The 26,251-nt window shown below is 47.5% G+C and carries 25 protein-coding genes; 14 read left to right on the top strand and 11 right to left on the bottom strand.

The window, feature by feature from the left end; all coding sequences use genetic code 11:
• The first annotated feature begins 129 nt into the window (after positions 1 to 129).
• Positions 130 to 897, top strand: coding sequence for a class I SAM-dependent methyltransferase (locus ACE3K2_RS25480; RefSeq protein WP_421896624.1), 768 nt, complete (start codon positions 130 to 132; stop codon positions 895 to 897).
• 105 nt (positions 898 to 1,002) lie between these two features.
• Here the strand turns inward: ACE3K2_RS25480 and ACE3K2_RS25475 are convergent, their stop codons facing one another.
• Together ACE3K2_RS25475 and ACE3K2_RS25470 are read right to left on the bottom strand one after the other, a co-directional pair.
• On the bottom strand, positions 1,003 to 2,037 hold the full coding sequence (locus ACE3K2_RS25475) for an NADH:flavin oxidoreductase/NADH oxidase (protein ID WP_421896621.1): 1,035 nt from the start codon (positions 2,035 to 2,037) through the stop codon (positions 1,003 to 1,005).
• A gap of 44 nt (positions 2,038 to 2,081) precedes the next feature.
• On the bottom strand, positions 2,082 to 2,276 hold the full coding sequence (locus ACE3K2_RS25470; RefSeq protein ID WP_253441854.1) for a tautomerase family protein: 195 nt from the start codon (positions 2,274 to 2,276) through the stop codon (positions 2,082 to 2,084).
• A gap of 443 nt (positions 2,277 to 2,719) precedes the next feature.
• Between ACE3K2_RS25470 and pepT the strand changes: the two genes are divergently transcribed.
• On the top strand, positions 2,720 to 3,958 hold the full coding sequence (pepT, locus tag ACE3K2_RS25465) for a peptidase T (protein ID WP_421896618.1): 1,239 nt from the start codon (positions 2,720 to 2,722) through the stop codon (positions 3,956 to 3,958).
• Positions 3,959 to 4,106: 148 nt separating this feature from the next.
• On the opposite strand, the gene ACE3K2_RS25460 is transcribed toward pepT, so the two are convergent.
• Positions 4,107 to 4,799, bottom strand: coding sequence for a Crp/Fnr family transcriptional regulator (locus ACE3K2_RS25460; RefSeq protein WP_421896615.1), 693 nt, complete (start codon positions 4,797 to 4,799; stop codon positions 4,107 to 4,109).
• Between the two features lie 282 nt (positions 4,800 to 5,081).
• Here ACE3K2_RS25460 and ACE3K2_RS25455 point away from each other — a divergent pair, with 282 nt between their 5' ends.
• Positions 5,082 to 5,921, top strand: coding sequence for a methyl-accepting chemotaxis protein (locus tag ACE3K2_RS25455; protein ID WP_421896612.1), 840 nt, complete (start codon positions 5,082 to 5,084; stop codon positions 5,919 to 5,921).
• Positions 5,922 to 6,018: 97 nt separating this feature from the next.
• On the opposite strand, the gene ACE3K2_RS25450 is transcribed toward ACE3K2_RS25455, so the two are convergent.
• Positions 6,019 to 7,455, bottom strand: a complete 1,437-nt coding sequence (locus ACE3K2_RS25450; protein ID WP_421896609.1) for an alanine/glycine:cation symporter family protein — start codon at positions 7,453 to 7,455, stop codon at positions 6,019 to 6,021.
• 265 nt (positions 7,456 to 7,720) lie between these two features.
• Between ACE3K2_RS25450 and ACE3K2_RS25445 the strand changes: the two genes are divergently transcribed.
• Positions 7,721 to 8,650: a response regulator gene (locus ACE3K2_RS25445; protein ID WP_421896865.1), complete on the top strand. Its 930-nt coding sequence runs from the start codon at positions 7,721 to 7,723 to the stop codon at positions 8,648 to 8,650.
• Between the two features lie 173 nt (positions 8,651 to 8,823).
• Here ACE3K2_RS25445 and ACE3K2_RS25440 read toward each other — a convergent pair whose 3' ends face one another.
• On the bottom strand, positions 8,824 to 9,000 hold the full coding sequence (locus tag ACE3K2_RS25440) for an aspartyl-phosphate phosphatase Spo0E family protein (protein WP_338589257.1): 177 nt from the start codon (positions 8,998 to 9,000) through the stop codon (positions 8,824 to 8,826).
• Positions 9,001 to 9,434: 434 nt separating this feature from the next.
• On the opposite strand from ACE3K2_RS25440, the gene ACE3K2_RS25435 reads away from it, so the two are divergent.
• Complete coding sequence (locus ACE3K2_RS25435) at positions 9,435 to 10,058, top strand: acetate uptake transporter (RefSeq protein WP_091012490.1); 624 nt, start codon at positions 9,435 to 9,437, stop codon at positions 10,056 to 10,058.
• A gap of 204 nt (positions 10,059 to 10,262) precedes the next feature.
• On the top strand, positions 10,263 to 10,775 hold the full coding sequence (locus tag ACE3K2_RS25430) for an acyl-CoA thioesterase (RefSeq protein WP_124116913.1): 513 nt from the start codon (positions 10,263 to 10,265) through the stop codon (positions 10,773 to 10,775).
• Between the two features lie 35 nt (positions 10,776 to 10,810).
• Here ACE3K2_RS25430 and ACE3K2_RS25425 read toward each other — a convergent pair whose 3' ends face one another.
• Together ACE3K2_RS25425 and ACE3K2_RS25420 are read right to left on the bottom strand one after the other, a co-directional pair.
• Positions 10,811 to 11,887, bottom strand: a complete 1,077-nt coding sequence (locus ACE3K2_RS25425; protein ID WP_421896605.1) for an anthranilate phosphoribosyltransferase — start codon at positions 11,885 to 11,887, stop codon at positions 10,811 to 10,813.
• 18 nt (positions 11,888 to 11,905) lie between these two features.
• Positions 11,906 to 12,499, bottom strand: coding sequence for an ANTAR domain-containing response regulator (locus ACE3K2_RS25420; protein ID WP_421896602.1), 594 nt, complete (start codon positions 12,497 to 12,499; stop codon positions 11,906 to 11,908).
• A 592-nt stretch (positions 12,500 to 13,091) separates the two neighbouring features.
• Here ACE3K2_RS25420 and nirB point away from each other — a divergent pair.
• The 4 genes from nirB to cobA are packed head-to-tail and all read left to right on the top strand — an operon-like array spanning position 13,092 to position 17,553.
• The gene (nirB, locus tag ACE3K2_RS25415) at positions 13,092 to 15,533 is read left to right on the top strand and encodes a nitrite reductase large subunit NirB (RefSeq protein WP_421896599.1); all 2,442 of its coding nucleotides are present in this window, start codon (positions 13,092 to 13,094) and stop codon (positions 15,531 to 15,533) included.
• 16 nt (positions 15,534 to 15,549) lie between these two features.
• On the top strand, positions 15,550 to 15,867 hold the full coding sequence (gene nirD, locus ACE3K2_RS25410) for a nitrite reductase small subunit NirD (RefSeq protein WP_421896597.1): 318 nt from the start codon (positions 15,550 to 15,552) through the stop codon (positions 15,865 to 15,867).
• A gap of 37 nt (positions 15,868 to 15,904) precedes the next feature.
• Positions 15,905 to 16,786, top strand: coding sequence for a formate/nitrite transporter family protein (locus ACE3K2_RS25405; protein ID WP_421896594.1), 882 nt, complete (start codon positions 15,905 to 15,907; stop codon positions 16,784 to 16,786).
• A complete protein-coding gene (gene cobA, locus ACE3K2_RS25400) occupies positions 16,783 to 17,553 on the top strand; it encodes a uroporphyrinogen-III C-methyltransferase (RefSeq protein WP_421896591.1) in 771 nt (256 codons plus the stop codon). Before ACE3K2_RS25405 ends, cobA begins: the two co-directional genes overlap by 4 nt.
• Before the next feature lie 9 nt (positions 17,554 to 17,562).
• Here the strand turns inward: cobA and ACE3K2_RS25395 are convergent, their stop codons facing one another.
• Complete coding sequence (locus tag ACE3K2_RS25395; protein ID WP_421896588.1) at positions 17,563 to 18,201, bottom strand: TetR/AcrR family transcriptional regulator; 639 nt, start codon at positions 18,199 to 18,201, stop codon at positions 17,563 to 17,565.
• Between the two features lie 195 nt (positions 18,202 to 18,396).
• On the opposite strand from ACE3K2_RS25395, the gene ACE3K2_RS25390 reads away from it, so the two are divergent.
• Positions 18,397 to 19,164, top strand: coding sequence for an SDR family NAD(P)-dependent oxidoreductase (locus ACE3K2_RS25390; protein WP_421896585.1), 768 nt, complete (start codon positions 18,397 to 18,399; stop codon positions 19,162 to 19,164).
• A gap of 364 nt (positions 19,165 to 19,528) precedes the next feature.
• Here the strand turns inward: ACE3K2_RS25390 and ACE3K2_RS25385 are convergent, their stop codons facing one another.
• From ACE3K2_RS25385 to ACE3K2_RS25375, 3 genes are all read right to left on the bottom strand, one after another.
• A complete protein-coding gene (locus ACE3K2_RS25385; protein ID WP_421896581.1) occupies positions 19,529 to 19,840 on the bottom strand; it encodes a hypothetical protein in 312 nt (103 codons plus the stop codon).
• A gap of 143 nt (positions 19,841 to 19,983) precedes the next feature.
• A complete protein-coding gene (locus tag ACE3K2_RS25380; protein ID WP_421896578.1) occupies positions 19,984 to 21,321 on the bottom strand; it encodes a sensor histidine kinase in 1,338 nt (445 codons plus the stop codon).
• A complete protein-coding gene (locus ACE3K2_RS25375) occupies positions 21,321 to 21,998 on the bottom strand; it encodes a response regulator transcription factor (RefSeq protein WP_150365220.1) in 678 nt (225 codons plus the stop codon). The genes ACE3K2_RS25380 and ACE3K2_RS25375 overlap by 1 nt, the downstream gene beginning before the upstream one ends.
• A 254-nt stretch (positions 21,999 to 22,252) precedes the next feature.
• On the opposite strand from ACE3K2_RS25375, the gene ACE3K2_RS25370 reads away from it, so the two are divergent.
• Genes ACE3K2_RS25370 through ACE3K2_RS25360 form a run of 3 tightly spaced genes read left to right on the top strand, consistent with a single transcriptional unit; the run spans position 22,253 to position 26,078 of the window.
• Positions 22,253 to 23,071, top strand: coding sequence for a polyphosphate polymerase domain-containing protein (locus ACE3K2_RS25370; RefSeq protein ID WP_421896574.1), 819 nt, complete (start codon positions 22,253 to 22,255; stop codon positions 23,069 to 23,071).
• Positions 23,064 to 23,744, top strand: a complete 681-nt coding sequence (locus tag ACE3K2_RS25365) for a DUF4956 domain-containing protein (protein WP_091012463.1) — start codon at positions 23,064 to 23,066, stop codon at positions 23,742 to 23,744. Before ACE3K2_RS25370 ends, ACE3K2_RS25365 begins: the two co-directional genes overlap by 8 nt.
• 27 nt (positions 23,745 to 23,771) lie before the next feature.
• Positions 23,772 to 26,078 carry a carbohydrate-binding domain-containing protein gene (locus ACE3K2_RS25360; RefSeq protein ID WP_421896571.1) on the top strand — a complete coding sequence of 769 codons (2,307 nt, stop codon included), beginning with the start codon at positions 23,772 to 23,774 and terminating at the stop codon, positions 26,076 to 26,078.
• The last annotated feature ends 173 nt before the right edge of the window (positions 26,079 to 26,251 follow it).

Here is a 26,251-nt window from a genome sequence, read left to right as displayed (position 1 = left end):
AGGTGCGTGATTCCTATGATAGTCTGCTCTGAAAAATCCAATTCCAACCGTTGTCGGAAGGGATAATATTAACGTATTCCTTTCCACGTTTGCAATTCATTACATTGAAATGTGGGGGATACCTATACCATGTCTTTCAGTTATTACGGTCCACTATGTACCGCCGTTTATGATCTAACCAAACCCGTGGGACACTCCTTGGGAGGAGATATTGAATTCTATCGGCACTATCTTCGAGGCTGCAAAGGACGGATTCTTGAAGCCATGTCTGGCTCGGGCCGAATGCTCATTCCTTTGCTTGAAGCAGGCCTGATGGTGGATGGACTTGATTATTCAACCGATATGATTAACTCTTGCCGTTCTCGCTGCACCGAGCGGGCATTGCCCATGCCTGAGCTGTTCATTGCCAATCTGGAGAAGCTTGACCTTCCGTATCGATACAAAACCATTATCATTCCCGGAGGTTCTTTACTTCTCATCCAAGACAGAGAGGCTTCGATTAACGCATTGCGTAATCTATTTCAACATTTGGAACCTGGCGGCAAGCTCGTGTTTGATCTGTTTCTGCCCGATGTGACACAACCCTCTTCGATAGAAACATCAACCGTTCCATTACCTGATGGGGATACGATCACTCTAGAGGTGAAAACCATTGAAGTGAACCTTCTACATCAATATAAAGTAAGTCTGATTCGCTATGAACAATGGCATCAGGGTCAACTTGTCGCTACAGAGATGCAACAACTTACCTTGCGTTGGTACGGCATAGAAGAGTTACGCCTAATTCTCGAACACATTGGTTTCTCTGATATTAAAGTATACGCCGACTTTAACCCGGACCGGCCACCGACACAATCGAATCAAAAATTCGTCTATGAAGCAACTCGAAGAGCATAATCATCCGTAATTGAGTGTACTTGCTTCTCATCTTACAGATAAGGCCACAGTATGAGGTTTAACCCATGCTGTGGCCTTATTTTACTAAATACAATTTAGAGCAAATTAGTATCCAAGGGAATATTGCTCCGCAATGGCAGCTTGATCCTTGCTGACACCCAGTTCCAGAGCCGCATGGTTCGCCCAGTACGGATCACGCAACATACCTCTGCCAACGGCAACCAGATCCGCATCGCCGTTTCCAATCACCGCCTGAGCCAATGCTGCATCCTCCAGCATGCCCACTGCAATGACAGGAACGTTCAGTTCTTCACGGAAGCGACGGGCAAATGGTACCTGATACCCCGGATAGTTCCCCGGTTTCCGCTGTCCCGAAGGTCCTTCGCCACCTGAACTGATATGGAACATGTCCACGCCAGCGTCTTGGTAGGCACGAGCGATATTGATCGTGTGGTCGATATCGTATCCACCATCCGCGTATTCTACAGCCGAAATCCGCATAATTAGCGGCATGTCTGCTGGCATTTCCTTTTTCGCTGCACGAATGACTTCAACGCCAAAACGAGACAGGTCCTGACCATATTCATCCTCACGATGGTTCATCAGCGGGGAGTGGAACTGGTGGATTAAGTATCCATGTGCACCGTGCAGCTCAATGGTATCCACTCCAGCCTGTACTGCGCGGCGAACACCGTCTGCGAACTTCTGCACCATGGCTTCTACTTCTTCCGTACTTAACGCACGTGGTTCCTTGTACTTTTCTCCCGGGAATGTAACTACCGATGGGGCAACCGGCTGTGGTGCATCCTCTGCTTTTCGTCCCGCATGTGCGATCTGAATGGCTACTTTGGAGCCGTAGGCATGGATTCCATCGACCAGTTTGGTGAAGGCAGGCACATGCTCATCTGACCATATACCCAAGTCATTATCGGTAATACGTCCATCTGGATCTACATCGGTCATCTCGATTACAATCAATCCTGTGCCTCCAACTGCACGGCTCACATAGTGAACCTGATGCCAATCGTTCGGAATGCCGTCCTTCGCAGTGACAGAATATTGGCACATCGGTGCCATGACGACACGGTTATTTAATTGCAGACTCTTGAATTGATAAGGGGAAAATAATTGTTCAGTCATTGTTACTGCATCTCCTGTTCCATGATCATGATATATATGAAGCCTTACTTATTGTCCAAATCCGAGAATAGTTTCCCATTCTTGCCGTAATTGTCCTTCTCCAAATCCTCAATGAAGATAAAGACTTTGCTCGGATCAACATCCAGTGTCTCACAAGCCACCTGAGTCATACGTTCAATCAACTGACGTTTCTGCTCAACCGACTTGCCTTCCAGTACCTTAACCGTGATAAATGGCATGTCTAGATCTCATCCTTTCTTCATCACTTATTATGAACCTCAGTTATAAAAATACAAGTACGTACATTTTTGTGACCTAGTACCCTTTTTGATACCTAGTCATCCTCATTACTCGGTTCTGTCCCATTCTGGAAATGACTGCAAAACATGATATGATAACCATAGAGATGCACAATAATTACTATACCCAATTTACATAAGTTGTGACTAACGGTTACACGATAACGGAGAGGGCAGAAATAACCTGTAGAAGCGGAGCTAAAAGCTTTCTGCAAGAAAGCTTCTTCGAAAGCATACGCTATCCTCAGATTTTCACCTTTGTAAAAGTGGATCAAAAAATCTGAGGATAACAGCGATCAAAAGGTTATTGTGGCCCTCGTAGTGGATCAGTGGAAAACAAGTAGTTCAACTTATATACTACTCAAACTAGGGAGAGATTATAGATGAAAGATATATTAATTCAAAGACTGCGTACTTATGTTCAGATGGATACCCAATCCGATGAAAATAGCGAGACCTGCCCTTCCACACCCGGCCAACTGGCCTTGGGCAAATTGCTCGTTGAAGAGTGCACCTCCATTGGTCTGCAGGAAGTGACGATGGACGAGAACGGTTATGTCATGGCAACACTGCCATCCAATACGGACAAGGATGTTCCCGTGATCGGTTTCCTGGCTCACCTTGATACTGCGACAGACTTTACCGGTAAAAATGTCAAACCACAGGTTATCGATAACTATGACGGTGCTGACATTGTGCTGAACTCGGAACTGGATGTCGTACTGTCCAACAAGGATTTTCCGGAATTGCACGAGTATAAAGGCCACACCCTGATCACAACCGACGGTACAACGTTGCTTGGTGCAGATAATAAGGCAGGTATCGCCGAGATCATGACGGCGATGGCCTATCTGATTGAACACCCGGAAGTGAAACACGGCAAGATTCGGGTTGCCTTTACCCCGGATGAAGAGATTGGCCGTGGACCGCATAAGTTTGACGTAGCTGCTTTTGGAGCCAAGTACGCTTACACAGTCGACGGTGGACCACTTGGTGAGCTGGAATACGAGAGCTTTAATGCAGCTGCCGCCAAAATCACTGTACGAGGCACCAATGTACACCCCGGAACAGCGAAGGATAAAATGGTAAACTCTCTGAAAATTGCGATGGAATTGAATCGACGCCTGCCGGTGGAGGAAGCTCCCGAATTCACGGACGGTTATGATGGTTTCTACCATCTGTTGTCTCTGGAGGGTGACGTTGAGTTGACCAAGATGAGCTACATCATCCGAGATTTTGACCGGGAGAAGTTTGAAGAGCGCAAAACAAATCTGCTCCAGATCGCGAACGAACTGAAAACCAAGTATGGAGAGAAAAGCATCACGGTTGAATTAAATGATCAGTACTATAACATGCGCGAGAAAATTGAACCCGTACGCCAGATCGTCGACATTGCCCACGAAGCCATGACCCGATTGGACATCGAACCTGTCATTCGCCCCATCCGGGGAGGAACAGACGGTTCCCAGCTATCCTATATGGGCATGCCCACACCGAATATCTTCACTGGCGGTGAGAACTACCATGGCAAATTCGAATATGTATCGGTAGACAATATGGTGAAGGCAACCCGTGTCATTGTAGAGATCGCTCAATTGTTCGAGCAACGCGGAGATATCTGATCCACTTTCTGGTCCACTTGAAGTACAGTGCCAAAAGAGCACCCCCTTGGTATGTTCGAGAGGGTGCTCTTGGTTATGTTGTATTGTATTTTATTGTGTCGCTTCATGTCGTACAGATCTGCTGGCTTGATCTTTATTTTAAATGCCATCACTCATATATATTGCCTCCTGCGATGGCACGCAACTGTTCCAGATCGCAGATTACCAGCTTTCGCTGCACTTTACGAATTATATTTCGGTTACACAGATCCTGAACAACTCGATTAAGATGTCTATAGCTGGTGCCCAGCATATCCGCCAGTTCGGTAAGCTTGGAGGTCTGTATCTCTTCCGAAGAGGACTCGTCCTGAACGATTGTGGACAACAGATAGCTGGCGAATCGGCTCTCGACCGGATATAACATATTCAGACTCGACAGGTTCGAGAAGGTATACAATTTGTGTGTAACCTGACTCAGCATAAAGTGGAGAAATTTAGGGTTCTCTGCATACGTATTCTGGAGAGAGCGATAACTGATACCCAGCAAGAGGCTTTTGCTCACAGACTCTACCGTATTCATCGCCTCCTTGCCATTCACCAGTTCCAGATCTCCTACGAGCGCGAGTGGTGTACTGAAACGAAGCAACAGAGACTTCCCGTTAGGCAGGGTGGTATAGATCTTGAGCTTGCCCTGCACGAGAAAATACAAACGCTCGGGTCGTTCACCCTTGGCACAGATCAACTCGCCCTTTGCAGCCTCCAGTAGTCGCAACTCAGCGAGTGCAGACTCGTCCAACACCTGATCGAGCCCATTCTCACGGGCGAGTTGCCGCACAAGTCCAAAGTCCATGTTTTCTTTCATTCCGACTTCCCCTCCGTTGTCGTAGATAACGTATGTAAAAGGACATATGTCCCATAATTGATATACATTCGAACAAATATCTTGATATAAAAATAGTTACAACTAACACTTATATCCAATAAATCAGTTCAAATGGTAAATATTTAAAAATTTAATCATAAAATGTTCATTCTTTCATGCAAAATGCCGTTCACGAAAAGCCCTTCCTGTCCGATGAAAGATAGAGCATTCCAAGATCGATAAATATAATACATTCAAATATTGAAAGGATGGTCCTCTTCCATGAACGTTGTAGATGCCCTGCTTAAAGTAATGCCTTATATCAGCCTGATCCTCAGAGAACCAGCCAGTTTAACTCTTTATGATCACGAAAAAGTACTAGACGTCATTATGACAGATCGATTTGATCTTGGTTTTGAAAAAGGAATGACGCTCTTGGAATCGTATCAGAACTTTGCCATCTTAAAAAATGGAAGAGAAGCTACACTCTCCACGCTCTCCAAGGAAGTTTATGGTATTGAACTGGATGTTTTGAACATTCCAATCTTTGATGATAACCACAACGTTGTTGCTGTTTTTTGTGTATCTTACGATCAATCCAACCAGAATAAACTTGAAGACATTATACAAGAAAATCAAACCATCAATGGTAACCTCGTTGATATGGTGCAGCATGTCGCCGCTCATGCCGAAGAATTGCAAGCAACGAGTGAGCAGATCCTGCAGAACACAAGACTTGCTGTTCAGAACTCTTCCCAGATTAATAAGGTGGCCGGATTCATTCGTGAAATCTCTGAACAGACCAACTTGCTTGGCCTGAATGCCGCTATTGAAGCTGCTCGCGTTGGTGAGGCAGGCGCAGGATTCGGTGTGGTGGCATCCGAAGTACGCAAACTCTCTGTCGATGCCAAACAAGCTACAAGTGATATCGATACCAGTCTAAGAGATGTACAACAGGTCATCAAGCAGATGGAAGTTGAAGTCTCCCAGATTGCAGCCTCTTCACAGGAACAAGCAACACTTGTAGCATCCTTCACGGATGTGATTGAGCAGCTTAATGAAACAGGCGCACGAATGAAAGCTCTATCCGAGCAACTCATCAGCTATTCAGTTAAAAAGTAATGCAACAAACAGGACTCGGGTTGCCCATGATGGATAATCCAAGTCCTGTTGTTTGTTGTGCCCATTTGTATATAACCAACCACGTTCAGATAAAATCCTAATTGGCTACATGTATTGTTTTATCTCCAATAACTTCTTCTTCCGACTGCCAGCACTCCACTTCACCCGGAATATGAATCCGGTCCCGGGTAAAGACGGGATCATGGCCCTCAGCCTTCTGTTTTTTGTAATCCTTCAATGCTTCGAAAGTCACCTTGGACAGCATCAGAATTGCAATCAGGTTCACTACCACCATAAGCCCCATGAAAAGGTCAGCCAAATCCCATACCAGCTGCACTTTGGCTACCGCACCAAACACCACCATCGCGATAACGCAAATACGGTATACCCACAGCCAAACTTTGTTGGATTTGATAAACTCAATGTTGGTTTCTCCGTAGTAATAATTTCCAATTAGTGTACTAAAGGCAAACAGGAACACCATAACTGCCAGGAATCCCGATGCCCATGAACCAATATGTACACTTAATGCTGCCTGAGTTAACTCAATACCACCCAGATCAGAACCTTTGTACACTCCTGATAGCAAAATAATCATGGCTGTGCTTGTACATATCACTAACGTATCTGTCAACACGCCAAACGCCTGAATAAGTCCCTGCTTCACTGGATGTGATGTATCCGCCGTTGCAGCCGCATTCGGGGCACTACCCATCCCCGCCTCATTGGAGAACAATCCCCGTTTCACACCGTTCATCAGTGCAGCGCCCAACGTTCCGCCAGCCACCTGCTCAATGCCGAAGGCATTTTTGACGATCAACGCAATCATGGCCGGAAGCTGGGTAATGTTCGCCAGCACCACAAAAGCCGCTACCCCAATGTACAATACGGCAAGCACCACGACGATGTATTCCGACGCTTTTGCAATCCGTTTGACACCACCCATAATAATTCCTGCAAATACCACGGCCATAATGATCCCTATCGTTAACCGATCCGTGCCAAATGAGTTCTCAAATGCAACGGTAATCGTGTTAGACTGCACCGCATTAAAGACCAAACCAAATGAAAGTGTGATGAGAATGGCAAACAAAATCCCCATCCAGCGCTTTCCTAGCCCACGCTCCATATAATACGCCGGACCCCCGCGGAATCCGCCCTTATCCTTCACTTTATAGATCTGAGCCAGCGTACTCTCCACAAAACTGGAGGCTGACCCGATAATTGCAATGATCCACATCCAAAATATAGCACCAGGTCCACCCAGTGCGATAGCCAATGCGATACCGGTAATATTCCCTGTACCTACACGGGCTGCCATACTAATACAGAACGCCTGAAAAGGTGAAATTTTGCCTGGTTCCTTGCTTTTTGGCTCTAGAAGCACCTTCACCATATCTCCAATCATGCGGAATTGCATGAATCGGGTCTTGGTGGTGAAGTATATCCCACATACTACCAATAGTATAATTAACACTTTGGACCATAGAAAATCATTGAAAATGACGACAATATCTTGTATTGTTTGCTCCATCGGTATGCCCCTTTTTATGGTGTATTTCAAGTACAGAGATGAGTAACATGAAAAGTTTGTACCATTCTGCACAACACTAGCCCCAGACTTCGGGATGTTACTTATACTACAAGGGCATCTACGGAAATCGACAAATACCTACATGCAATTTCTACATTTATTTTAAAAATGGGCTTTGATCGCCCAATCATTGTCATTTAACCTGACATGTCAGGTTCTATGCAAGAAGGAATCACACCATTCGCAGAGAAAGGGAATGACTGACATGCGTTATTTTATCGTGGATGATGATCCTGGCGTTCGTTCCATGTTGATGGATATTATTGAGGATGAAGGCCTTGGCAATATTGCCGGGGAAGCTGAGGACGGAGCACATATTCACGCGGAACTGTTGGAACTGCACAAGGTGGATGTCCTGCTGATTGATCTGCTGATGCCACAACGAGACGGGATCCAGACTGTGCGAGCGCTTGAAGGAAGGTTCGAGGGCAAGATCGTCATGATCTCCCAGATCGAGTCGAAAAATATGATTGGCGAAGCCTATTCTCTAGGCATTGAATATTATATTACGAAGCCGATTAACCGATTGGAGATTCTATCTGTTCTGCGGCTGGTAAGCGAGAGGCTTCGGATGCAGCAATCCATCGCAGATATTCAGCGGACATTGCAGGGACTGTCCGGTTTGAATTCTACCGAACGCCCTGCGGCTCCGGTTCCAGACAAAACAATCACGACTGCAGGACATTTCCTGCTGTCCGAGATGGGCATGATCGGCGAAGCGGGCAGCAGGGATCTGCTGGACATGCTGGAATATCTGGAACAGGTAGAGACAGATGAACATAAGCTGTCGCCCTATACGTTCCCGTCCCTCAAGGACATCTTCCAGAACGTAGCGATACGCAAGCTGGGAGACAACGCATCACTCGCAGAGATTAACAAGGAGATCAAAGCATCGGAACAACGTGTTCGCAGAGCCATCTTCCAGACACTGAGCCATGTAGTGTCTCTGGGATTAACGGATTATACACATCCCAAGTTCGAGAACTATGCATCCAAATTTTTTGATTTCACCGAAATCCGCAAGAAAATGCTGGAGCTGCAAAACAATGTGGAACCTTCCTTGTCCCAGACACGCATTAATACAAAAAAGTTCGTACAGGTCTTGTATTTGGAAGCCAAACGATTGCTGCATTAAACAGATAGATAATTGATATTTAAAAAACAAACGGGCATGAATACTATGCCGGAGTGGTACTGCCTCTTCAACGGAGACAATACCATTCCGGCCATATTCATGCCCGTCTGTACGATCAAGTGTTACTTATCTATGTGATTCGTTCTGTATTTAAAATCAAAATCCCTTCGGGTTCAGGCCCGCGAATGGTTTCGGCTAATTCGGTTATACTCATTAATCAATTCGTCCAATGCCATAGACTGCCGAATCACATCGGGATGTCCAAGACCACCCTTGTTATGCTCTACCAGCACATAAAGGTTATGTCTGGCCTTCTCTATTTTATTTTTCAAATCCAAACTCATAACCATAACCCCTGATACCTCCTTATTCTGTGAACCATTTTAGTTTTTCCTGTCAATCTATAGTTGGATTAACATATGGCATAGGAGACAAGGATGTTTTGTATTCTTCTCCATTTTTTGATAAAGATTATTTTATCACACAAGAGGTTATCCGAAAATGGCTGATATGACGCAATTTAACGCCAATAACGAGGGTTTGAATCGAACGTCTGGCCTCATCATTCACGGCCAGAATGGATTGTGTCGTAAATGTGTATATTGAAAAAACCAAAAGTCTATTAGTTCAAAAGGTAATAAAATCCCTTTCCATAATGGGGGCATTCAGGTACAATAGGGCGATGTGTGTGTCCGGACCTGGCGGATACAAATGATGTAATTAAGAGGACGGCCAACGACGGCCATGGATCCTGATTTGATATTATTGGAGGCTTATCATCACCATGCAGACCGATTCACAGACTAAAGTCAAAATTGTTAACGCCGATCCCAGCGCAATGGGATTATTTGGGTTGGCTATCGTAACCCTGGTCGCTTCTTCCCAAAAGCTTGGCATTACGGACGGACTTAGCTACGCTATTCCTTGGGCGATCTTCCTGGGTGCCTTTGCCCAGTTATTCGCATGCATTCAAGATTCCAAACGCAACAATACCTTTGGCACAACAGCTTTTGGCGCATATGCATTCTTCTGGTTTGCCATGGCGGCCAACTGGATGATCAAAATGGGCGTATTTGGCTCCACGCTTGCCGAACAGGCCGATGGCAAGCAGCTCGGATTTGCTTTTGCCGGATACCTTGTATTTACCCTGTTCATGACAATCGGTGCGATCGAAGCCAATAAAGTATTGCTTATCATCTTCATTCTGATCGACTTCCTGTTCCTTGGCTTGACTTTTGACGCTTTCGGCGTAGCTCCTCACATTTTCCACACCATTGCAGCATACGCTGAAATGGCGATCGGAATTGTGTCCCTGTATGGTACAGGTGCTTCGGTGCTGAATGCTCACTTCGGCTATGCGTTCTTGCCGATTGGCAAACCGTCCGGCATTTTCAAACCCAAGGCTTAATATACCACAGTAAACCGCCCGCGCGCCGGTCCGCGCCTGGCGGTTTTTTTGCAGTCCAACTTCATTTGAATATGGTTCTGACCGACACCTATACTAGGGAAATAGATCATAAATAGACCCTGCAACATATGAAATGTCACAGCAGCCATACTGTAAGGAGGAAAAAGCATGAGAGAGATACCGAAACCAACGGAGATGGATCAGGTGGAGAAAAAGTATGTACGCGAAACACGTTGTTTTAAGACGGCACGGGTGTTCCCAACCGATGTCAACAATCATAATACACTGTTCGGCGGCAAGCTGATGTCCTACATCGATGATATTGCATCCATCGCCGCTTCCAAGTTATGCCGGGTCAATACCGTAACCGCATCAACCGACTCGGTCGATTTCCTGTACCCGATTAACCCAACGGATTCCGTTACGCTGGAATCGTTCGCGTCCTGGACCGGACGCAGTTCCATGGAGATTTTTGTGAAGGTGATTCGTGAGGATCTGAAGACCGGAGAGAAAAAAATTGCGGCGACTGCATTTCTGACCTTTGTGGCCTTGGACGAAAATAATCGGAAACTGATTGTACCTCGGATCATCCCAGAGACAGAAGAAGAGAAGAAACTATACGAGACCGCTCCGGATCGGGCGGCCATGCGGAAAAGGCGGCGGGAAGAGAGCAAAAAATTCGCCGACTTCCTGACCGTTACTTATCCTTGGGAGTAAGAACACACTAAACAATCACAAGCTTGAACCAAGGCTTATCTGGACGATGCCGGATAGATGGACATCGCTCTATTATCCGGCAGTTCGCCGCCCATGGAGACACACCACTGTTGATAGATACGATACGCTGCACCACTCTCCAACAACCCCTGGCAAGTGTATATGCCCTCTTCGATGGAATTAACACGCCCCCCGGCGTACAAGCGGAATCCTCCATTTAACAGGACCTGATTCACAAAAGCGATATGACCGTCACCACTTAATACACTTTCCGCCACTTCAAGCTGCTTCGCAGCCGTCCAGACCAGTTCCGGAACCGGCATATCCAGTTCATAGGCAGCAGGATCCACCAATTCCAGCTTCATATCACCGTCTTCCACGGCGTATACGCGAGTTGGCCGATCAATATACAGATCCTCAGAACCTTCCATCCCCTGTACCACATAAGCCCGGCGATAGTTAAACCGGGTGAGCAGCTTCGCAATCCGATCCAGAAAGGTATTATGAAACACACCAAACACCAGATACGGTGAATGGTTGTAATCAATGAGTTTCTCTGCCGTGTTAAACACCGTGCGGAATCCCAGCTCTTCCCGTAACGGACGAAGCTTGCGAAGAGGCTCACACCACTCCTCGGCGGATACGTACATGACACCTGAACGGAGCGCAGCACCTCGGGCATCTTCCCGATCCATCTTACCCGTATCTATTCCGGCTTCCTTCAACAGTACCGACAGCGTAACGCCCCACTTGGGCGGTAAAGGATCACTCCCGTGCAATGTCACCGGCAACCCGGCCGCCGCGAGAACAAACGCAACCGGAAACGTGGCCATGAACGATTTCGTCCGCCCGTCATAGGGACCCGCACAGTCCAATCCGTCCTGAAATACGGAGAAACGTTCCGCACTGTTACGGCATGCATGAACAAAGGCTTCCAGTTCCTCGACGTTTTCCATTTTCATTCGTTCAGCCATTAGAAACGCAGCCGTCTGGGCAGGGGAAACCTCCTGTTTCAGGATTTTCTCCGCAACGGTCAGTGCCTCTGTATAATTCAGATCACGCGAGCCTCGTTTCCCACGTCCGACTTCTCGGAGTATCTGAGACATATCCATGGAGAATCCTCCTTCCATTTAAGACTGGAGCAGTTGATGTGCTTTTACAATTGCTGTGGCTACATCAACCATCCGTTTGCGTTCATCCATTGCTTTCTTACGTAACAGGTCATAAGCTTCGGCCTCGGAGATCTGCTTCAGATCACTAAGGATAGCCTTCGCCATATCAATCCACTTCCGATCCTCCAGCCTGGATTGCAACTGCTTCCGTTCCTGCTCCCACTGTTTGCGTTCCATGTAACGCCGGGCTGCAAAGTGAAGCGTCCAGTGGATCTCAGGCCCGGTCATGGATGGTGTAAGTATTCCATCAAATGAAGTTTCGACCTCGCAGGATTCTGCGGAGGAAGAGGCCGTATCTGGCGCGCACCACCAGAGGAGCGGGGAATCCGACTTCCCCTTTCCCAGGCAGCTCACCCAGTATTCCACATCAGCCAGCGACAGATGCAAGATGGATGCTTCCGCCGCACGCGCCAGCTTCAACGCTTCCGTTTCACTGCCCGCCACCTGTACATGGTACCCGTTTGCTCCCAGCAGCCTCTCCGGTGTCAGAGGGATTGCATCGGATGAGGCGGCTATCGTTGGTTGAACACGGATGACCAATAAAGATCGCATGATGGAGCAATCCCTCCCTAATTACGTATAATTAGAATCGCATTATTTAAGACATTAACACATGAAAGCGCTATATATGTCATATTACCTGACAAAAAACACAGATCCATCTGATTTTATAACTGATTTCGAAGTAATACATATAACAATCATGACGGATCGTCCTAGTAGCCCAAAAGAAAGAAACACTAATCATGACACGTTTTCTATACTTTCTGTAGTTACTGGCACACTATTTGCCACAAAAACATTCATTTTCATGAATATATACCCTTAAAACCTCTTCGATCATTCGTGTTCCAATAAACTCATGTAAACATAATTAACTTTAAATTTCAAATACTTTTTTATGTTAACTATCTTGACATGATTAGATCGATCTTTTATAGTTAAGCCATAACAACTCCATATTTGAATCGATCACAGTTACAACGGCGTAGCTGGTTGAAACGGCAATGAAGCCTGTTTTGCAATCTCGGAGCAAGGGATGCGTATGTATATGCGCAGTCCTCCGAGGCATAACAGGCTTTTTCGATTTTAGAGACAAGGTTTCGAGGCAGTTTGCAGAATGGACCTAAGGGGGCTAACCATAATGAGTACAACGAAAAAACTGGTGCTGGTCGGCAATGGCATGGCGGGAATCCGCACAATCGAACATATCCTTAAACTTGCTCCGCACGCTTATGAAATTACAGTCTTTGGTGCAGAGCCACATCCCAACTACAACCGGATCATGTTATCTTCTGTACTTGCTGGCGGAACATCCATCGAAGATATCGTAATCAATGAGTGGAGCTGGTACGTAGATAACGGCATTCAGGTATACCCGGGTGACCCGGTCGTTCAGATCGATACCAAGCGCAAGGAAGTTGTATCTCAAAATGGCGTACGCGCAGCCTATGATGAGCTGATTATGGCAACCGGTTCACAGGCATTCATCCTCCCACTTCCCGGCGCTAACAAAGAAGGCGTTATTGGTTTCCGTGATATCAAAGATTGTGAAACCATGATGGCAGCATCACAAAAATATCGCAAAGCGGCCGTCATTGGAGGCGGATTGCTTGGGCTGGAAGCAGCGCGGGGGCTGCTCAATCTGGGCATGGACGTCACGGTCATTCATATTAACGGTCATCTGATGGACCGGAACCTGGATTTGCCGGCAGGCCTGATGCTCCAACGTGAGCTTGAAGAGCAGGGTATGAAGTTCCTTTTGAATAAACATACCGAAGAAATCACAGGCAAACATCGAGTGAAAGCCATTCGTTTCACCGATCAAACGGTACTTGAAGCTGACCTGGTTGTCATGGCAGTCGGGATTCGTCCTCAGATTGAACTGGCTCGGAATACCGGCCTCGATGTCAATCGTGGTGTCATTGTAGATGATTATATGCATACCAGCATTCCTGGTATCTCTGCCGTCGGCGAATGTGCAGAACACCGCGGTATTGCCTACGGACTGGTTGCTCCATTATATGAACAAGGGATGGTGCTCGCAAAACGTCTGGCTGGCGCGGCAACGGAAGGATACAAAGGTTCGGTCACGTCTACCAAGCTGAAAGTGTCCGGTGTAGACGTATTCTCTGCCGGACAATTCAAAGACGCTGCTGACACTCGCAGCATTCGTATTCAGGATGATGTCGATGGTGTGTACAAAAAGATGGTGATTAAAGACGGACAGTTGATTGGAGCAGTATTGTTCGGAGATACCACAGATGGCGCATCGCTGTTTTCCCTCATTAAGAGTGGTGAGAACATCAGCGGTCGGGAAAAGGAGATTTTGCTTGGCGTACCTTCGGGAGGTTCAGGCTCTGGACCATCTGTCGCAGAACGTATGGCGAGTATGCCGGATGACGAGATCGTCTGTGGTTGTAACGGGGTTACCAAATCTTCCATCGGAGACGCTGTTCTGAATAAAGGCTGTAACACCCTGGGTGCAATCAAATCCTGCACCAAAGCCTCCGCTTCTTGCGGTGGATGCAAACCCATTATCGAGAACCTGCTCACGTATTATGCCGGTGATAATGTAGGCGAACAGACCAAAGAAGGCATCTGTGGATGCACATCCTATGATCGGGATGAGATTGTTGCACAGATCAAGGAAATGGGACTGAAAACCGTCAAGGAAGTCATGAATGTACTTGGCTGGAATGAGCCAGAAGGTTGCTCCAAGTGCCGTCCTTCCCTGAACTATTATCTCGGTATGATCTGGCCGGCTGAATATACAGATGAGCGTGTATCCAAATTCACCAATGAACGTTACCACGCGAACATCCAGAAGGATGGTACGTATTCCGTTATTCCACGGATCTATGGCGGAGTGACTTCTCCAGCTGAATTGATCAAGATTGCAACAGTCGCTGCAAAATACGATGTTCCGATGGTGAAATTCACAGGCGGACAACGACTGGATCTGCTCGGTGTACAAAAGGAGAACCTGCCGAAAATCTGGGAAGAGCTCGATATGCCGTCAGGCTTCGGATACGGTAAGGCGCTGCGTACGGTGAAAACTTGTGTAGGCAACACATTCTGCCGATTCGGTACACAAGATTCCATTGAGATGGGCATTCGACTTGAGAAAAAACTCGACAAAATGGTGGCACCCGCCAAAGTGAAACTCGCTGTCTCAGGATGTCCGCGGAACTGCGCGGAAGCAACCATCAAGGATCTGGGTGTTGTCGCCATTGACGGTGCATGGGAGATTCATGTTGGCGGTAACGCCGGAGTTAAGGTTCGTACAGCCGAGTTGCTCTGTACAGTGAAGACCGATGCGGAAGTGGAAGAGTGGACATACTCCTACCTGCAATATTATAGAGAGAACGCAAAATGGAATGAGAGAACAGCGGCATGGATTGAACGGGTAGGACTGGATCATGTGAAGGAGGCATTGGCGGATCGGGATGCACGTCTCGCTCTGGTCGAACGTCTGGAAGTTACCCTGGGTCACACGGTCGATCCTTGGAAAGAAATCATTCAAGACGAGAAATTGCGTAAAAACTTCACCCCACTGTCCGGTGCCGAGCCGGTAACCCACTAGAAGAGGAGGAACAGCGATGAACAAATTCCGGATTGGACACCTTGCAGATATTGATGAAAAGGGAGCACGGACCTTCCTGGTACAGGATACCGAAATTGCAGTTTTCAAACTGAGCGACGGCAGTCTGCACGCCGTCGAGAATCGCTGCCCTCACAAGGGCGGCAAGCTGTCGGAAGGCATGGTATGCGGAACAACGGTTCATTGTCCTTTGCATGATTGGAAGATTGATCTGCGTAACGGTAAGGTACACGAGCCGGATGAGGGTTGCTTGAATACTTACAAAACAGAAGTGGACGGCAACAGCGGAGAAATCTACATCACAATTGCGGGTTAAAGGCTAGAGATACCCTGACATCAAGGAGGCGTGCGCGATGGATTTTGTTAAACCGGCAGAAGTGCTGCAATCGATGGTCGAAGCTGGCGAGAGCAAAGCCAGAATGAATCGGGTACAGATGCTGATTCGTGGTTTTCTGGCAGGAGCTATCCTTGCTTTTGCAACCACAATGGCCTATACCGCTGTAACTCAAACTTCCGTTGGTTTGGCAGGTGCACTGATATTCCCCGCGGGATTCGTTATTATTGTTCTGCTGGGCCTTGAATTGGTGACAGGAAACTTTGCGATGCTCCCACTCGCACTGATGAAACGCAGAATTACATGGATGGATATGCTCCGAAATTATTTCTGGGTGATCACCGGTCATCTGCTCGGATGTGCATTCTATGCTCTGTTATACGGCATGACCATTACCAAGATGGGTACGGATATGAGCAACCCTCTGATTCAAACGCTGATCCAGACCAGTGAAGCCAAAACATTGGGATATCAGCATTTGGGCGGAGCAGGCATTATACTCGTGATCATCAAGGCCATTCTGTGTAACTGGATGGTCACACTGGGGGCCGTGATGGCGATGACATCCACGTCTACCCTGGGTAAAATCATAGCGATGTGGCTGCCTATTACGATATTTTTCGCCCAAGGTTTTGAACACGCTGTGGTGAACATGTTTGTCATTCCGGCAGGCATGATGCTTGGTGCACAGGTCAGTGTCGCAGACTGGTGGCTGTGGAATCAGATCCCGGTGTTGGTGGGTAACCTCATTGGCGGAGCTGTATTTACAGGCCTTGGTCTATATGCCGCACATCAATGGGGAAATCCGGTAAAACGCTCATCCAAACTGGCAACCATTCCGGGTGGTCGTTCAGGATTGGCCAGTTCCGATGTTGCACCGAAATGGGGGACACGATCATGAGCCGGGGCCTGGTTAGTATTGTTGGTGCTGGTCCTGGAGATCCGGATCTGATTACGGTCAAAGCCCTGAAACGCATTCAGTCCGCAGATGTCATTATGTATGATCGGCTTGTGAATGATCAATTGCTCGCTGAGGCTCGTGAAGGAGCACTCCGCATCTACTGCGGCAAGGCGCCAGGCCTGCACTCCATGAGTCAGGAGATGATTGGACGGATGCTGGCTGCACATGCAGCGGAAGGCAAACAAGTCGTACGACTCAAGGGTGGCGATCCGTTTATCTTTGGCCGTGGTGGTGAAGAAGCGCTTGTGCTGGCGGAAGCAGGGATTGCATTTGAGATCATTCCCGGCATCACTTCAGCTGTAGGTACATCTGCTTCCTCCCTTATGCCGTTAACTCATCGCGGGATTGCTTCATCGTTCGCATGTGTCACGGGAACCGGCAGTGATGGAAAGGTATCATCGGTTCGCTGGGACCTACTCGCCCATAGCGTGGATACACTGGTCATCTACATGGGCATTAGCCAACTCCCCCAGATTCAACATGAATTGCTTCACCATGGCAAAAGTGGACACACCCCTGCGGCTTTGATCGAACGGGGAACCACTTCGGAGGAACGGATTATTACTGGCACACTTGCCGAACTCCATTCCCTCGCCCTCTCACATCAAGTGAATAATCCGGCATTAATCATGATCGGAGAGTCCGTCCTGGTCCGCGAACAGTTGCTTCAGATGCAACAGACCGCGAACGCCTCCATGACCGGATAATCTGATTCTCTAATCCAACAGCATACGCTCGTGTATCGTCCGACCCTTCTGTCCTGGTTCAATCAGCAGACGGGTCGGTTTGATGTTAATCAGTGCCGTAAGCTGTTCCCCCATATAATGCGCAGAATACTTGAACCCAACCTCCGCCCAATGCATAATCACGCCTACCGTAGCAGATATCAGATAACTTAACATGATGTCGTAATTAATGGTCTGCTCGCTATCTTCGGTCACCAACACAAAATCTTCGGTTAAATACGTTCTAAACATATTGCACAGCCGGGAACCCATATCCGAATGCATCGTCATTAATGCACGGAAAATATCCTGATGGGCTTCAATATATTCAAATACCGGCATCGTGGATGGCAGCAATGCAGTCATATCCACTTCTTTGAGCTGTGCGTATGGTGCTGCATAAGCCTGTCCTACCCCCTGCATGAAATCATCCAGAATGAACTGCAACAACTCCGGTTTGCCGGGAAAATGTAAATAGAAGGTTCCGCGGTTGTAATCCGCCCGCTCCGTAATATCCCGAATGGTTAGAGCGTCTGCGCCCTTCTCCAATATCAAAGAAACCGCCGCAGCGATGATGGCATCCTGCGTTCTTCGTGCTCTCCGGTCCTGAGGATGTTGGGTGATCAACATTATCGCCTCCTTTGTTCATTATTGTAAACTAAATGAACACCGCTTACATCACTGTCCAATAGCTGACATATGCGCTGTCAATGATTATTGTCACATGGCTATGTATATCTTAACATTGAGACAGGAAAGATAGACGGCAGGTTGAAACATTTTTTAAGAAATACCTGCCAATAATGAATAAGGAGCGAATATATCATGAGTACATCGTATACACATACAGCCGTTATTACAGGTGCAGCCGGAGGCATTGGTAAAGAATTGGCACGCCGCCTCGCAGAGCGCAAAATCAATCTGGTACTGGTCGACCTGAATGAAGAAGCCATCCAGCAAACCATCACCGATCTGAACCTCGACAAAGAGCATGTCATTGCTGTGAAAGCAAACGTATCTCAGGAAGCAGACGTGAAAAACTATGTGCAAAAAGCTTTGGATGCTTTTGGCCGAATCGATTATTTTGCCAATAATGCCGGGATTGAAGGTCCAACCGGATTGATCGAAGACCTGAGTGTTGAAGCACTCGACGCCGTATATAACGTCAACATTCGCGGGGTATTCCTGGGTCTGCAAAACGTCATTCCAGTGATGAAAAAACAAAAATCCGGTGCGATTCTCAATACCTCTTCCCTCGCGGGTCTGATGGGTGCACCTGCAGTTTCTCCATATATTATGTCCAAACATGCCGTAGTTGGCCTCACGCGTACCGCTGCGAATGAACTGGCACCTTATAATATCCGGGTTAACGCTGTATTGCCAGGCACAATCAATACCCGTATGATGCGTCAGATCGAAGCTAACTCCGGCAACGTGGAAGATTATCAATCTGCTACGGTATCTGCCATTCCAATGGGCCGTTACGGTGAACCGGAAGAAGTTGCTGCGGTGATGAACTTCCTGTTGTCCGAAGAAGCATCCTATGTAACAGCTTCCCTCTACACCGTAGATGGCGGTATGATGGGTCAATAAGAAGCTGTCACTGTAGGACTTATACTACAGGTATTCCCAAATTTCAAAGGGATGCCTGATCGCTACAATCTAAAAAAGGCCTCAACACCACAGCAATGTGGAGTTGAGGTCTTTTTTTACAGTACAACACGTGCCTTACTTTAACGAACCTAGTGCACCTTATTTCGGCTAAAAGTGCTTATTTCCCGAATTAACGAATCTCAGATCATTCTCAAACGAACGAGAAATACCCGAATAAGGTGTGTCAGGTTCATTAAACTTTGCCGGGATCAAAGAAAGGCTTGGTCGCTGGGCTGAACAACCGTCTCACACCGATAATCAAGCACCTCATGCCGCCGATAGTCTAAGCTCATTTACGCTTAACTTAATCGATGTAACCCGCGTGACCCTTATCCATCAAGTAGTCCATCTCAGCATCCAAAATGCTTTCCACCGTCAACTCATCCAGCTTCACATCTTTGCGACTAAGGATATAGTCCGCCAGATCATCGCCGTCAATATCCACATCGTTACCTTTGGCATTTTCGTGTGCTTTGTTGATGTACGCTTGCTCATGCTTCAACACAAGAGCGATGTTCGCCTGGCTTGCCTTCGTTTTATCTGCAATGTATTGCATCATTTCTTGTTCATTAATTGCGTTTGCTTCTGCCACGTTCCATTCATCTCCTTGATTCATACATACTGTTGCCATTGTAGCATAGGTTAACCCATTACAGGCAGATCTTATGCCTGATGAACGATTATAGAGCGAAAGCGAAGGATAGTGCGGAGCCGGAAACGTAGGTAGTATTTTTTCATACGCCAGCACATCACTCGACCCTACGACAACCGCACGTAAAATGTGGCACCCTCTCCGACGACACTTCGGGCGTATAGCTCTCCTTTGTGCTGATCCACAATGGAACGAGCAATCGCGAGACCCAGACCATGTCCACCATGTGTGCGGGCTCTTGACGAATCCGTACGATAGAATCGATCGAAGATCCGATCCAGATGCTCCGGTGCAATGCCTTCACCTGTATTGGATACAGCCAGCATGACATCATTATTCTGTTTCTGGAGCGTCACGTTCACGGACCCTTTGGGACCGGAATACTTCACCGCATTATCAAGCAGGATCAGAATGACCTGTTTGATCTGCTCACTGTTCCCATGAACCGTAAGATTCGGCTCAATGTTGTAATCGAGGGAAATATTTTTTTCGAAAATCACGGCCTCCATCGGCAAAATAATACTCTCTACCGCATCACTTATATTAAACTTCGCATGAATCATCGTGGAGCGGGAGTCGTCCATCTGGGTCAGATAAAGCAGATCATTTGTAAGTCCGGTCATTCGCTCGGTTTCCGACTTGATATAGTGCAGCCACTTCGCCTGGTTCGCTATGGTATCCTCCTGATTCGCAAGCAGCACGTCCGCATTGGTATTGATAATCGCCAGAGGTGTCTTCAGCTCATGTGAAGCATCACCGATGAATTGTTTTTGCTTCTCAAACGCTTCCCTGACCGGTGCAATGGAGCGATTCGCAAAATAACGGCTCAGGAAGTAAATCACAATCAACATGATCAATCCAACAACAGCAAATGTATAGATCAGATTCGTAAGAATGCCCTGTTGTGCCGTCACATCAATGAATACAATCATATGTCCGTCACCGCTCGGATCAACCACATAGGCCCAGTTCGTTCCATCCAGCGCAAATTGTCCTGTCTGCCGCTCCGAATCACCAACCTTATTCTGGTCAACCTTTTGCAGCGCCTCGGTGTAGAACGTATCTTCCATATCAAATCGGGAATGTGTATCCGTAATCTTCCACTGATCATCTGTCTTGATCATGAACGAAACGGAACGTGCCGGTGGTGAGTTGGGGTCACCTCCCGGTCCTCCATTAGCACCACCCATGGTGTCGGAGGGCGACGAATCTGGATTTGAACCTGTACCAGAGCCCGTCCCCATCCCCCCATCTTCCCCATGCGGCATCTTCGATGAATTATATGGACTGTGGTAGAAATCAGACACCTTGAACAACTCCATATTCGTCTCCCGTTGCACATTCTGATACGTAATCGCATAGATCGTCGCAAATGCCACCAGCATCATAATGGAGATGGACACCAGATTCACGATCAGGAATCGATTTCGAAGTTTCTTGAACATCAGGATGTCACCTCAAGTACATAGCCCACACCCCGAATCGTGTTAATGCGGACAGCCGAGTTCAGGAAGGTTAATTTTTTGCGCAAAAACGAGATGTACACCTCCACATTGTTATATTCCACTTCCGAATCGAATCCCCATAACTTTTCAATAATCTGCTCTTTGGACGTAATCGCCTGTTTGCGGGCAATTAACAGCTCCAGCAGTTCATTCTCCTTCAGATTCAGCTTGATCTCCTTACCCTGAACGCTCAGCTTCAACTGAGTTGTGTTCAGCTCCATGTCGCCGAATTTCAGTCCGTCCTCCGGAACAACTTCGCCCTTCCGCCTTAAGGCTGCACGAATTCTGGCCAGCAATTCCTCTGTGGCGAAGGGCTTGGCGATATAATCATCGGCACCATAATCGAGGCCTGTAACTTTGTCCGAGAGTTCACCTTTGGCCGTAAGCAGAATGACCGGTGTATGATTGCCCTCACTGCGGAGTTTCTTCAGGACAGTAATCCCGTCCATCTCCGGCATCATGATGTCGAGCAGTAACAGGTCGTAGATGCCGCTCTGCGCATAATCCAATCCTGATCTGCCATCGTGGACCATGTCCACGGAGTAGTTGTTTTTTTTCAAAATCTGCGATACAGCCTCTGCCAAATGAACCTCATCTTCCGCAATTAATATTCTCATGATCTATTCATTCCTCTGCTTGAATTATTCGTCTTCATTAAACTCTTTATGATATCACCTATTCTATCAATTAAACCTTGAATCAATCTTAATTCATTTTGTGCACACGTACTATTATAGGAAGGTAAAAAAATGTTAACGCAATGTAAAACCATTTAAGATTCATTCAAGGTTGGGGCTCTAAGATACAGACATGGAAGCAATACACGATGCAACAAAACATACAACCCACCAACGAAAGGAATGAGTCCCACATGGCTATTGAAGTATTCAACCGATATGAGAGCAAGTACCTTCTGACGGATGAGCAGTACGCACATTTCTACAACGACCTGCTGAAATACATGGAGCTGGATGCCTACAACAAGAAACATGAGTATTACTCCATCAGCAACCTGTACTTCGACACCCCACAGGATTCGCTAATCCGTGCCAGTCTCTCCAAGCCAAAATACAAGGAGAAGCTGAGATTGCGGGCGTATGGAATACCTGAAGAAAATGCCAAAGTGTATCTGGAGATCAAAAAGAAAGTCTTCGGCCTGGTGAACAAGCGCAGAACTGCCTTGAAGCTGGATGAAGCGTACGAATTCGTTCGTTCAGGACAGGCACCGGAGCTGGCGGATTACATGAACAAACAGGTTGTGGAGGAGATCAAATATTTCCTTCGCCTCTACGATCTTGAACCGAAAGTGTATCTGGCGTATGAACGCAAAGCACTCTTCGACAAGAACAGCCGGGATCTCCGCATTACCTTTGACACCAACATCCGCAGTCGCAGATACGATCTGAAGCTGGAACAGGGGGATTATGGTGAACCGCTTGTGAAGGACGGCCGATGGCTGATGGAAGTGAAAGCCGAAAAAACCGTTCCGCTGTGGCTGTCGCAACTGCTCTGTGAGCATGGTCTCTACCGCACCGGATTCTCGAAATACGGCAACGAGTTCAGACATCTGGTGAGAACGACCAACCTGAATTACCAGACGGAGCGCATCATTGTACCCGGTACGGACTTCAACCCATCCATAGAACAAGATAAAACGATGATAGAAAGAGAGAGTGTCCTATATGCTTGATTCACTGTTCAGCTCAGCCCTAACCGATACCAACCTGACGTTTAACAACGCAGTTATCACCATTGGTCTTGCCATCATTCTGGGGTTGATCATCAGCCTCACCTACATGAAAACCAACCAAGCCACCTATTCTCAAAGCTTCACCCTAACAATGGTTGTCTTGCCCGTCATTGTCGCCATCATCATCCTGCTCATCGGCAGCAACATCGCTCGAGCATTCAGCTTGGCAGGTGCCTTCTCCATCATTCGTTTCCGCAGTGCACCTGGTGATCCAAAAGACATTGCTTATGTATTGTTCACGATGGCTTCCGGTCTTGCCTGCGGTGTAGGCGCTTTTGGATACGCGGTGCTGTTCACCATTATCCTGTGTGTACTGATGTTTGTCCTGAGTCGCTTCAACTTTGGCGGCAAGAAGAGTCAGCTGAAAACGCTGAAAGTCACCATTCCCGAGAACTTGAGCTATGAAGAAGCACTTAATGAAGTGTTCCATACATTCAACGTACCCTTTGATCTGAAAAAAATCAGAACGACCGAACTCGGCAGTCTCTATGAGCTGGTCTACAGTGTAACCATTCACGAAAGTGTTAGCCAAAAGGAATTCCTTGATGCGATTCGTACACGGAACGGCAACCTGGATATCTCATTAACCATGAGTCCAACAACGGAATATTAATTTTATAACTCGAAGGGAACGATCTATATGAAGAAAAACATGATAACAGGCAGCAAACTGTGGTCCATCGCCATGATTACCAGCCTGCTCGCAGCATGCAGTTCACCAGCAACGACAAGCACAACCGCCAATGCCGCAACATCAACGACAGGAACAACCAAAACGGTATCGGTCAGCGAGCAAACTTCTGTAAAATACGCGGATCTGGTCTCTCTGGATGCGGACGATACCAACATTAGCTGGAGTGAGGCAGATTCCACAGCGATTAAGCTGAACGGCACAACGGCAACGGTAACCGGTTCGGGCGCCAAAGCAGCCAATGGCTCAGTCACCATCACTGAAGCGGGTACTTATGTACTGAGCGGTGAGCTAACCGATGGCCAGATTGTGGTCAATGTGGCTGATAAGGGGACTGTACATCTCGTATTAAACGGAGCTACCATCCATGATAACGACAGTGCCGCAATCTATGTTCAGAAGGCCGGTAAAGCGGTAATTACGCTCGAAAAAGGAACCAAGAATACCGTTTCCGATGGTAAAACATATGTGTACGCCGACGCTACGACAGACGAGCCGGATGCTGCAATCTTCAGCAAAGCGGATCTTACGTTCAACGGTGCAGGTCAATTGACTGTCACAGGTAACTATAATGAAGGGATTACAAGCAAGGATGATCTGAAGATCATTAGCGGTAACATCAGTGTCAAAGCAGCCGATGACGGCATCAAAGGTAAAGACATGGTCGCTATCCAAGCGGGTACGATTACCATTGAAGCCGAAGGTGACGGCATCAAATCGACCAATGACACGGATACCACCAAAGGCTTTGTTGCCATCGCAGGAGGTACCTTCGATATTCAGAGTGGCAATGACGGTATTCAAGCCGAAACCGCACTGGTTACGGATGGCGGCACATACAACATTGTAACTGCCGGTGGTAGCGCCAATGCACCAGCCAAAGTCGAAGAAGGTCCGTTTGGCGGCGGTGGCGGTGGATGGGGTGGCGGAACACCTCCAACCGATATGGGCACACCACCAGATGGCGAACCTCCTGCGGATATGCCGGAGATGCCTAATAACAGCGGGACCAATGCAGGTGCTACTACGAACGGCGCAGCATCCAGCTCTGCCAATACAACAGCAACTACGAATACAGATACCGATACCAATGCCGATGCGGACACTGCAGCAACAGCGACCGAGTCCACAAGTGCTAAAGCACTTAAAGCAGGTACAGATCTTACGGTGAATGGCGGTACGTATACCATTGATTCCATGGATGATTCCCTGCACAGCAACAATAACGTGACAGTCAACGACGGAACATTCAACATCGAATCCGGTGATGACGGCATCCATGCCGATCAGGAGCTGACGATTAACGGCGGAACCATTACGATTGCAAAGAGCTATGAAGGACTTGAAGGTGCAATCATCACCCTGAATGATGGGGATGTGGATGTAACAGCTTCCGATGATGGCGTCAATGCTGCAGGTGGCGAGACGGAAACAGCTGCGAATACAGCGGCAAGTACAGATAGCGCTACTACAGCAACCGATGCAACAACGACATCGAACATCTCTGTAACCGAAACGACAGGCACAACATCAACTACCGATCAGGCATCCCAAGGTACAGCTGCTAATCAGCAAGGACGTGGACCGGGCGGAATGGGAGCAGCGAGTAATAACGAATTCCACATTAACGGCGGTACACTTACCGTGAACGCAGGTGGTGACGGACTGGATTCCAATGGTTCCATTACCATGACTGGTGGTACGGTTATTGTGAATGGACCAACGGATAACGGTAACGGAGCATTGGATTATGACGGTACATTTGTAATCAGTGGTGGATACCTCGTAGCTGCCGGAAGCTCTGGTATGGCGCAAGGAACATCCGATGCGTCCACGCAAAATACCATTGTAATGACGTTCCCTGCAACGCAAAAAGCTGGAACACTTGTACATGTACAAGATAGCGAAGGCAATAACATCCTGACCTTTGCTCCGGCAAAAGATTATCAAACTGTGGTTGTCAGCTCACCGGATCTTGCAAAAGATGGTTCATACGTGATCTACTCCGGTGGTACGTCTACAGGTAAAGCGGTGGATGGGCTCTACACAGACGGTACTTACAGTGGCGGAACACAAGTAGTTGCATTCCAATCGACCAGTAATGTGACTTGGGTGAATGAATCTGGTGTAACTACAGCCAATACAGGTATGGGCGGTCCTGGTGGCGGTGGACAAGGCGGATTCGGAGGCGGCAGAAACAGATCGCAATCCGGTACAACATCCGACAGCACAGGCACTACCGATTCTGCAAAATAATCATGATGTCCTGAGGCGTAGCGTATCACTCGCTTCTCAGGCACAGGCGAAACAAAAAAGGCACCGAATTCACTTTTCACAGTGAGTTCGGTGCCTTTTTCGTTATTCTTCTAGAACCAGAATTACAGGGAATTACAGCCCTCCGCTCATGGTGTAGCGTAGGTACTCCTTTT

The organism is Paenibacillus sp. (genome assembly GCF_048976745.1).
Classification (GTDB): Bacteria; Bacillota; Bacilli; order Paenibacillales; family Paenibacillaceae; genus Paenibacillus.
Note: the sequence above shows the minus strand (reverse complement) of the source record. Positions and strands in the feature narration are given on the sequence as shown.

Excerpts from the sequence above, each read along its gene's own strand:
- ACE3K2_RS25480 (WP_421896624.1), top strand. The coding sequence starts at position 130 with ATGTCTTTCAGTTATTACGGTCCACTATGTACCGCCGTTTATGATCTA.
- ACE3K2_RS25475 (WP_421896621.1), bottom strand. The coding sequence starts at position 2,037 with ATGACTGAACAATTATTTTCCCCTTATCAATTCAAGAGTCTGCAATTA.
- ACE3K2_RS25470 (WP_253441854.1), bottom strand. The coding sequence starts at position 2,276 with ATGCCATTTATCACGGTTAAGGTACTGGAAGGCAAGTCGGTTGAGCAG.
- pepT (WP_421896618.1), top strand. The coding sequence starts at position 2,720 with ATGAAAGATATATTAATTCAAAGACTGCGTACTTATGTTCAGATGGAT.
- ACE3K2_RS25460 (WP_421896615.1), bottom strand. The coding sequence starts at position 4,799 with ATGAAAGAAAACATGGACTTTGGACTTGTGCGGCAACTCGCCCGTGAG.
- ACE3K2_RS25455 (WP_421896612.1), top strand. The coding sequence starts at position 5,082 with ATGAACGTTGTAGATGCCCTGCTTAAAGTAATGCCTTATATCAGCCTG.
- ACE3K2_RS25450 (WP_421896609.1), bottom strand. The coding sequence starts at position 7,455 with ATGGAGCAAACAATACAAGATATTGTCGTCATTTTCAATGATTTTCTA.
- ACE3K2_RS25445 (WP_421896865.1), top strand. The coding sequence starts at position 7,721 with ATGCGTTATTTTATCGTGGATGATGATCCTGGCGTTCGTTCCATGTTG.
- ACE3K2_RS25440 (WP_338589257.1), bottom strand. The coding sequence starts at position 9,000 with ATGGTTATGAGTTTGGATTTGAAAAATAAAATAGAGAAGGCCAGACAT.
- ACE3K2_RS25435 (WP_091012490.1), top strand. The coding sequence starts at position 9,435 with ATGCAGACCGATTCACAGACTAAAGTCAAAATTGTTAACGCCGATCCC.
- ACE3K2_RS25425 (WP_421896605.1), bottom strand. The coding sequence starts at position 11,887 with ATGGATATGTCTCAGATACTCCGAGAAGTCGGACGTGGGAAACGAGGC.
- ACE3K2_RS25420 (WP_421896602.1), bottom strand. The coding sequence starts at position 12,499 with ATGCGATCTTTATTGGTCATCCGTGTTCAACCAACGATAGCCGCCTCA.
- nirB (WP_421896599.1), top strand. The coding sequence starts at position 13,092 with ATGAGTACAACGAAAAAACTGGTGCTGGTCGGCAATGGCATGGCGGGA.
- nirD (WP_421896597.1), top strand. The coding sequence starts at position 15,550 with ATGAACAAATTCCGGATTGGACACCTTGCAGATATTGATGAAAAGGGA.
- ACE3K2_RS25405 (WP_421896594.1), top strand. The coding sequence starts at position 15,905 with ATGGATTTTGTTAAACCGGCAGAAGTGCTGCAATCGATGGTCGAAGCT.
- cobA (WP_421896591.1), top strand. The coding sequence starts at position 16,783 with ATGAGCCGGGGCCTGGTTAGTATTGTTGGTGCTGGTCCTGGAGATCCG.
- ACE3K2_RS25395 (WP_421896588.1), bottom strand. The coding sequence starts at position 18,201 with ATGTTGATCACCCAACATCCTCAGGACCGGAGAGCACGAAGAACGCAG.
- ACE3K2_RS25390 (WP_421896585.1), top strand. The coding sequence starts at position 18,397 with ATGAGTACATCGTATACACATACAGCCGTTATTACAGGTGCAGCCGGA.
- ACE3K2_RS25385 (WP_421896581.1), bottom strand. The coding sequence starts at position 19,840 with ATGAATCAAGGAGATGAATGGAACGTGGCAGAAGCAAACGCAATTAAT.
- ACE3K2_RS25380 (WP_421896578.1), bottom strand. The coding sequence starts at position 21,321 with ATGTTCAAGAAACTTCGAAATCGATTCCTGATCGTGAATCTGGTGTCC.
- ACE3K2_RS25375 (WP_150365220.1), bottom strand. The coding sequence starts at position 21,998 with ATGAGAATATTAATTGCGGAAGATGAGGTTCATTTGGCAGAGGCTGTA.
- ACE3K2_RS25370 (WP_421896574.1), top strand. The coding sequence starts at position 22,253 with ATGGCTATTGAAGTATTCAACCGATATGAGAGCAAGTACCTTCTGACG.
- ACE3K2_RS25365 (WP_091012463.1), top strand. The coding sequence starts at position 23,064 with ATGCTTGATTCACTGTTCAGCTCAGCCCTAACCGATACCAACCTGACG.
- ACE3K2_RS25360 (WP_421896571.1), top strand. The coding sequence starts at position 23,772 with ATGAAGAAAAACATGATAACAGGCAGCAAACTGTGGTCCATCGCCATG.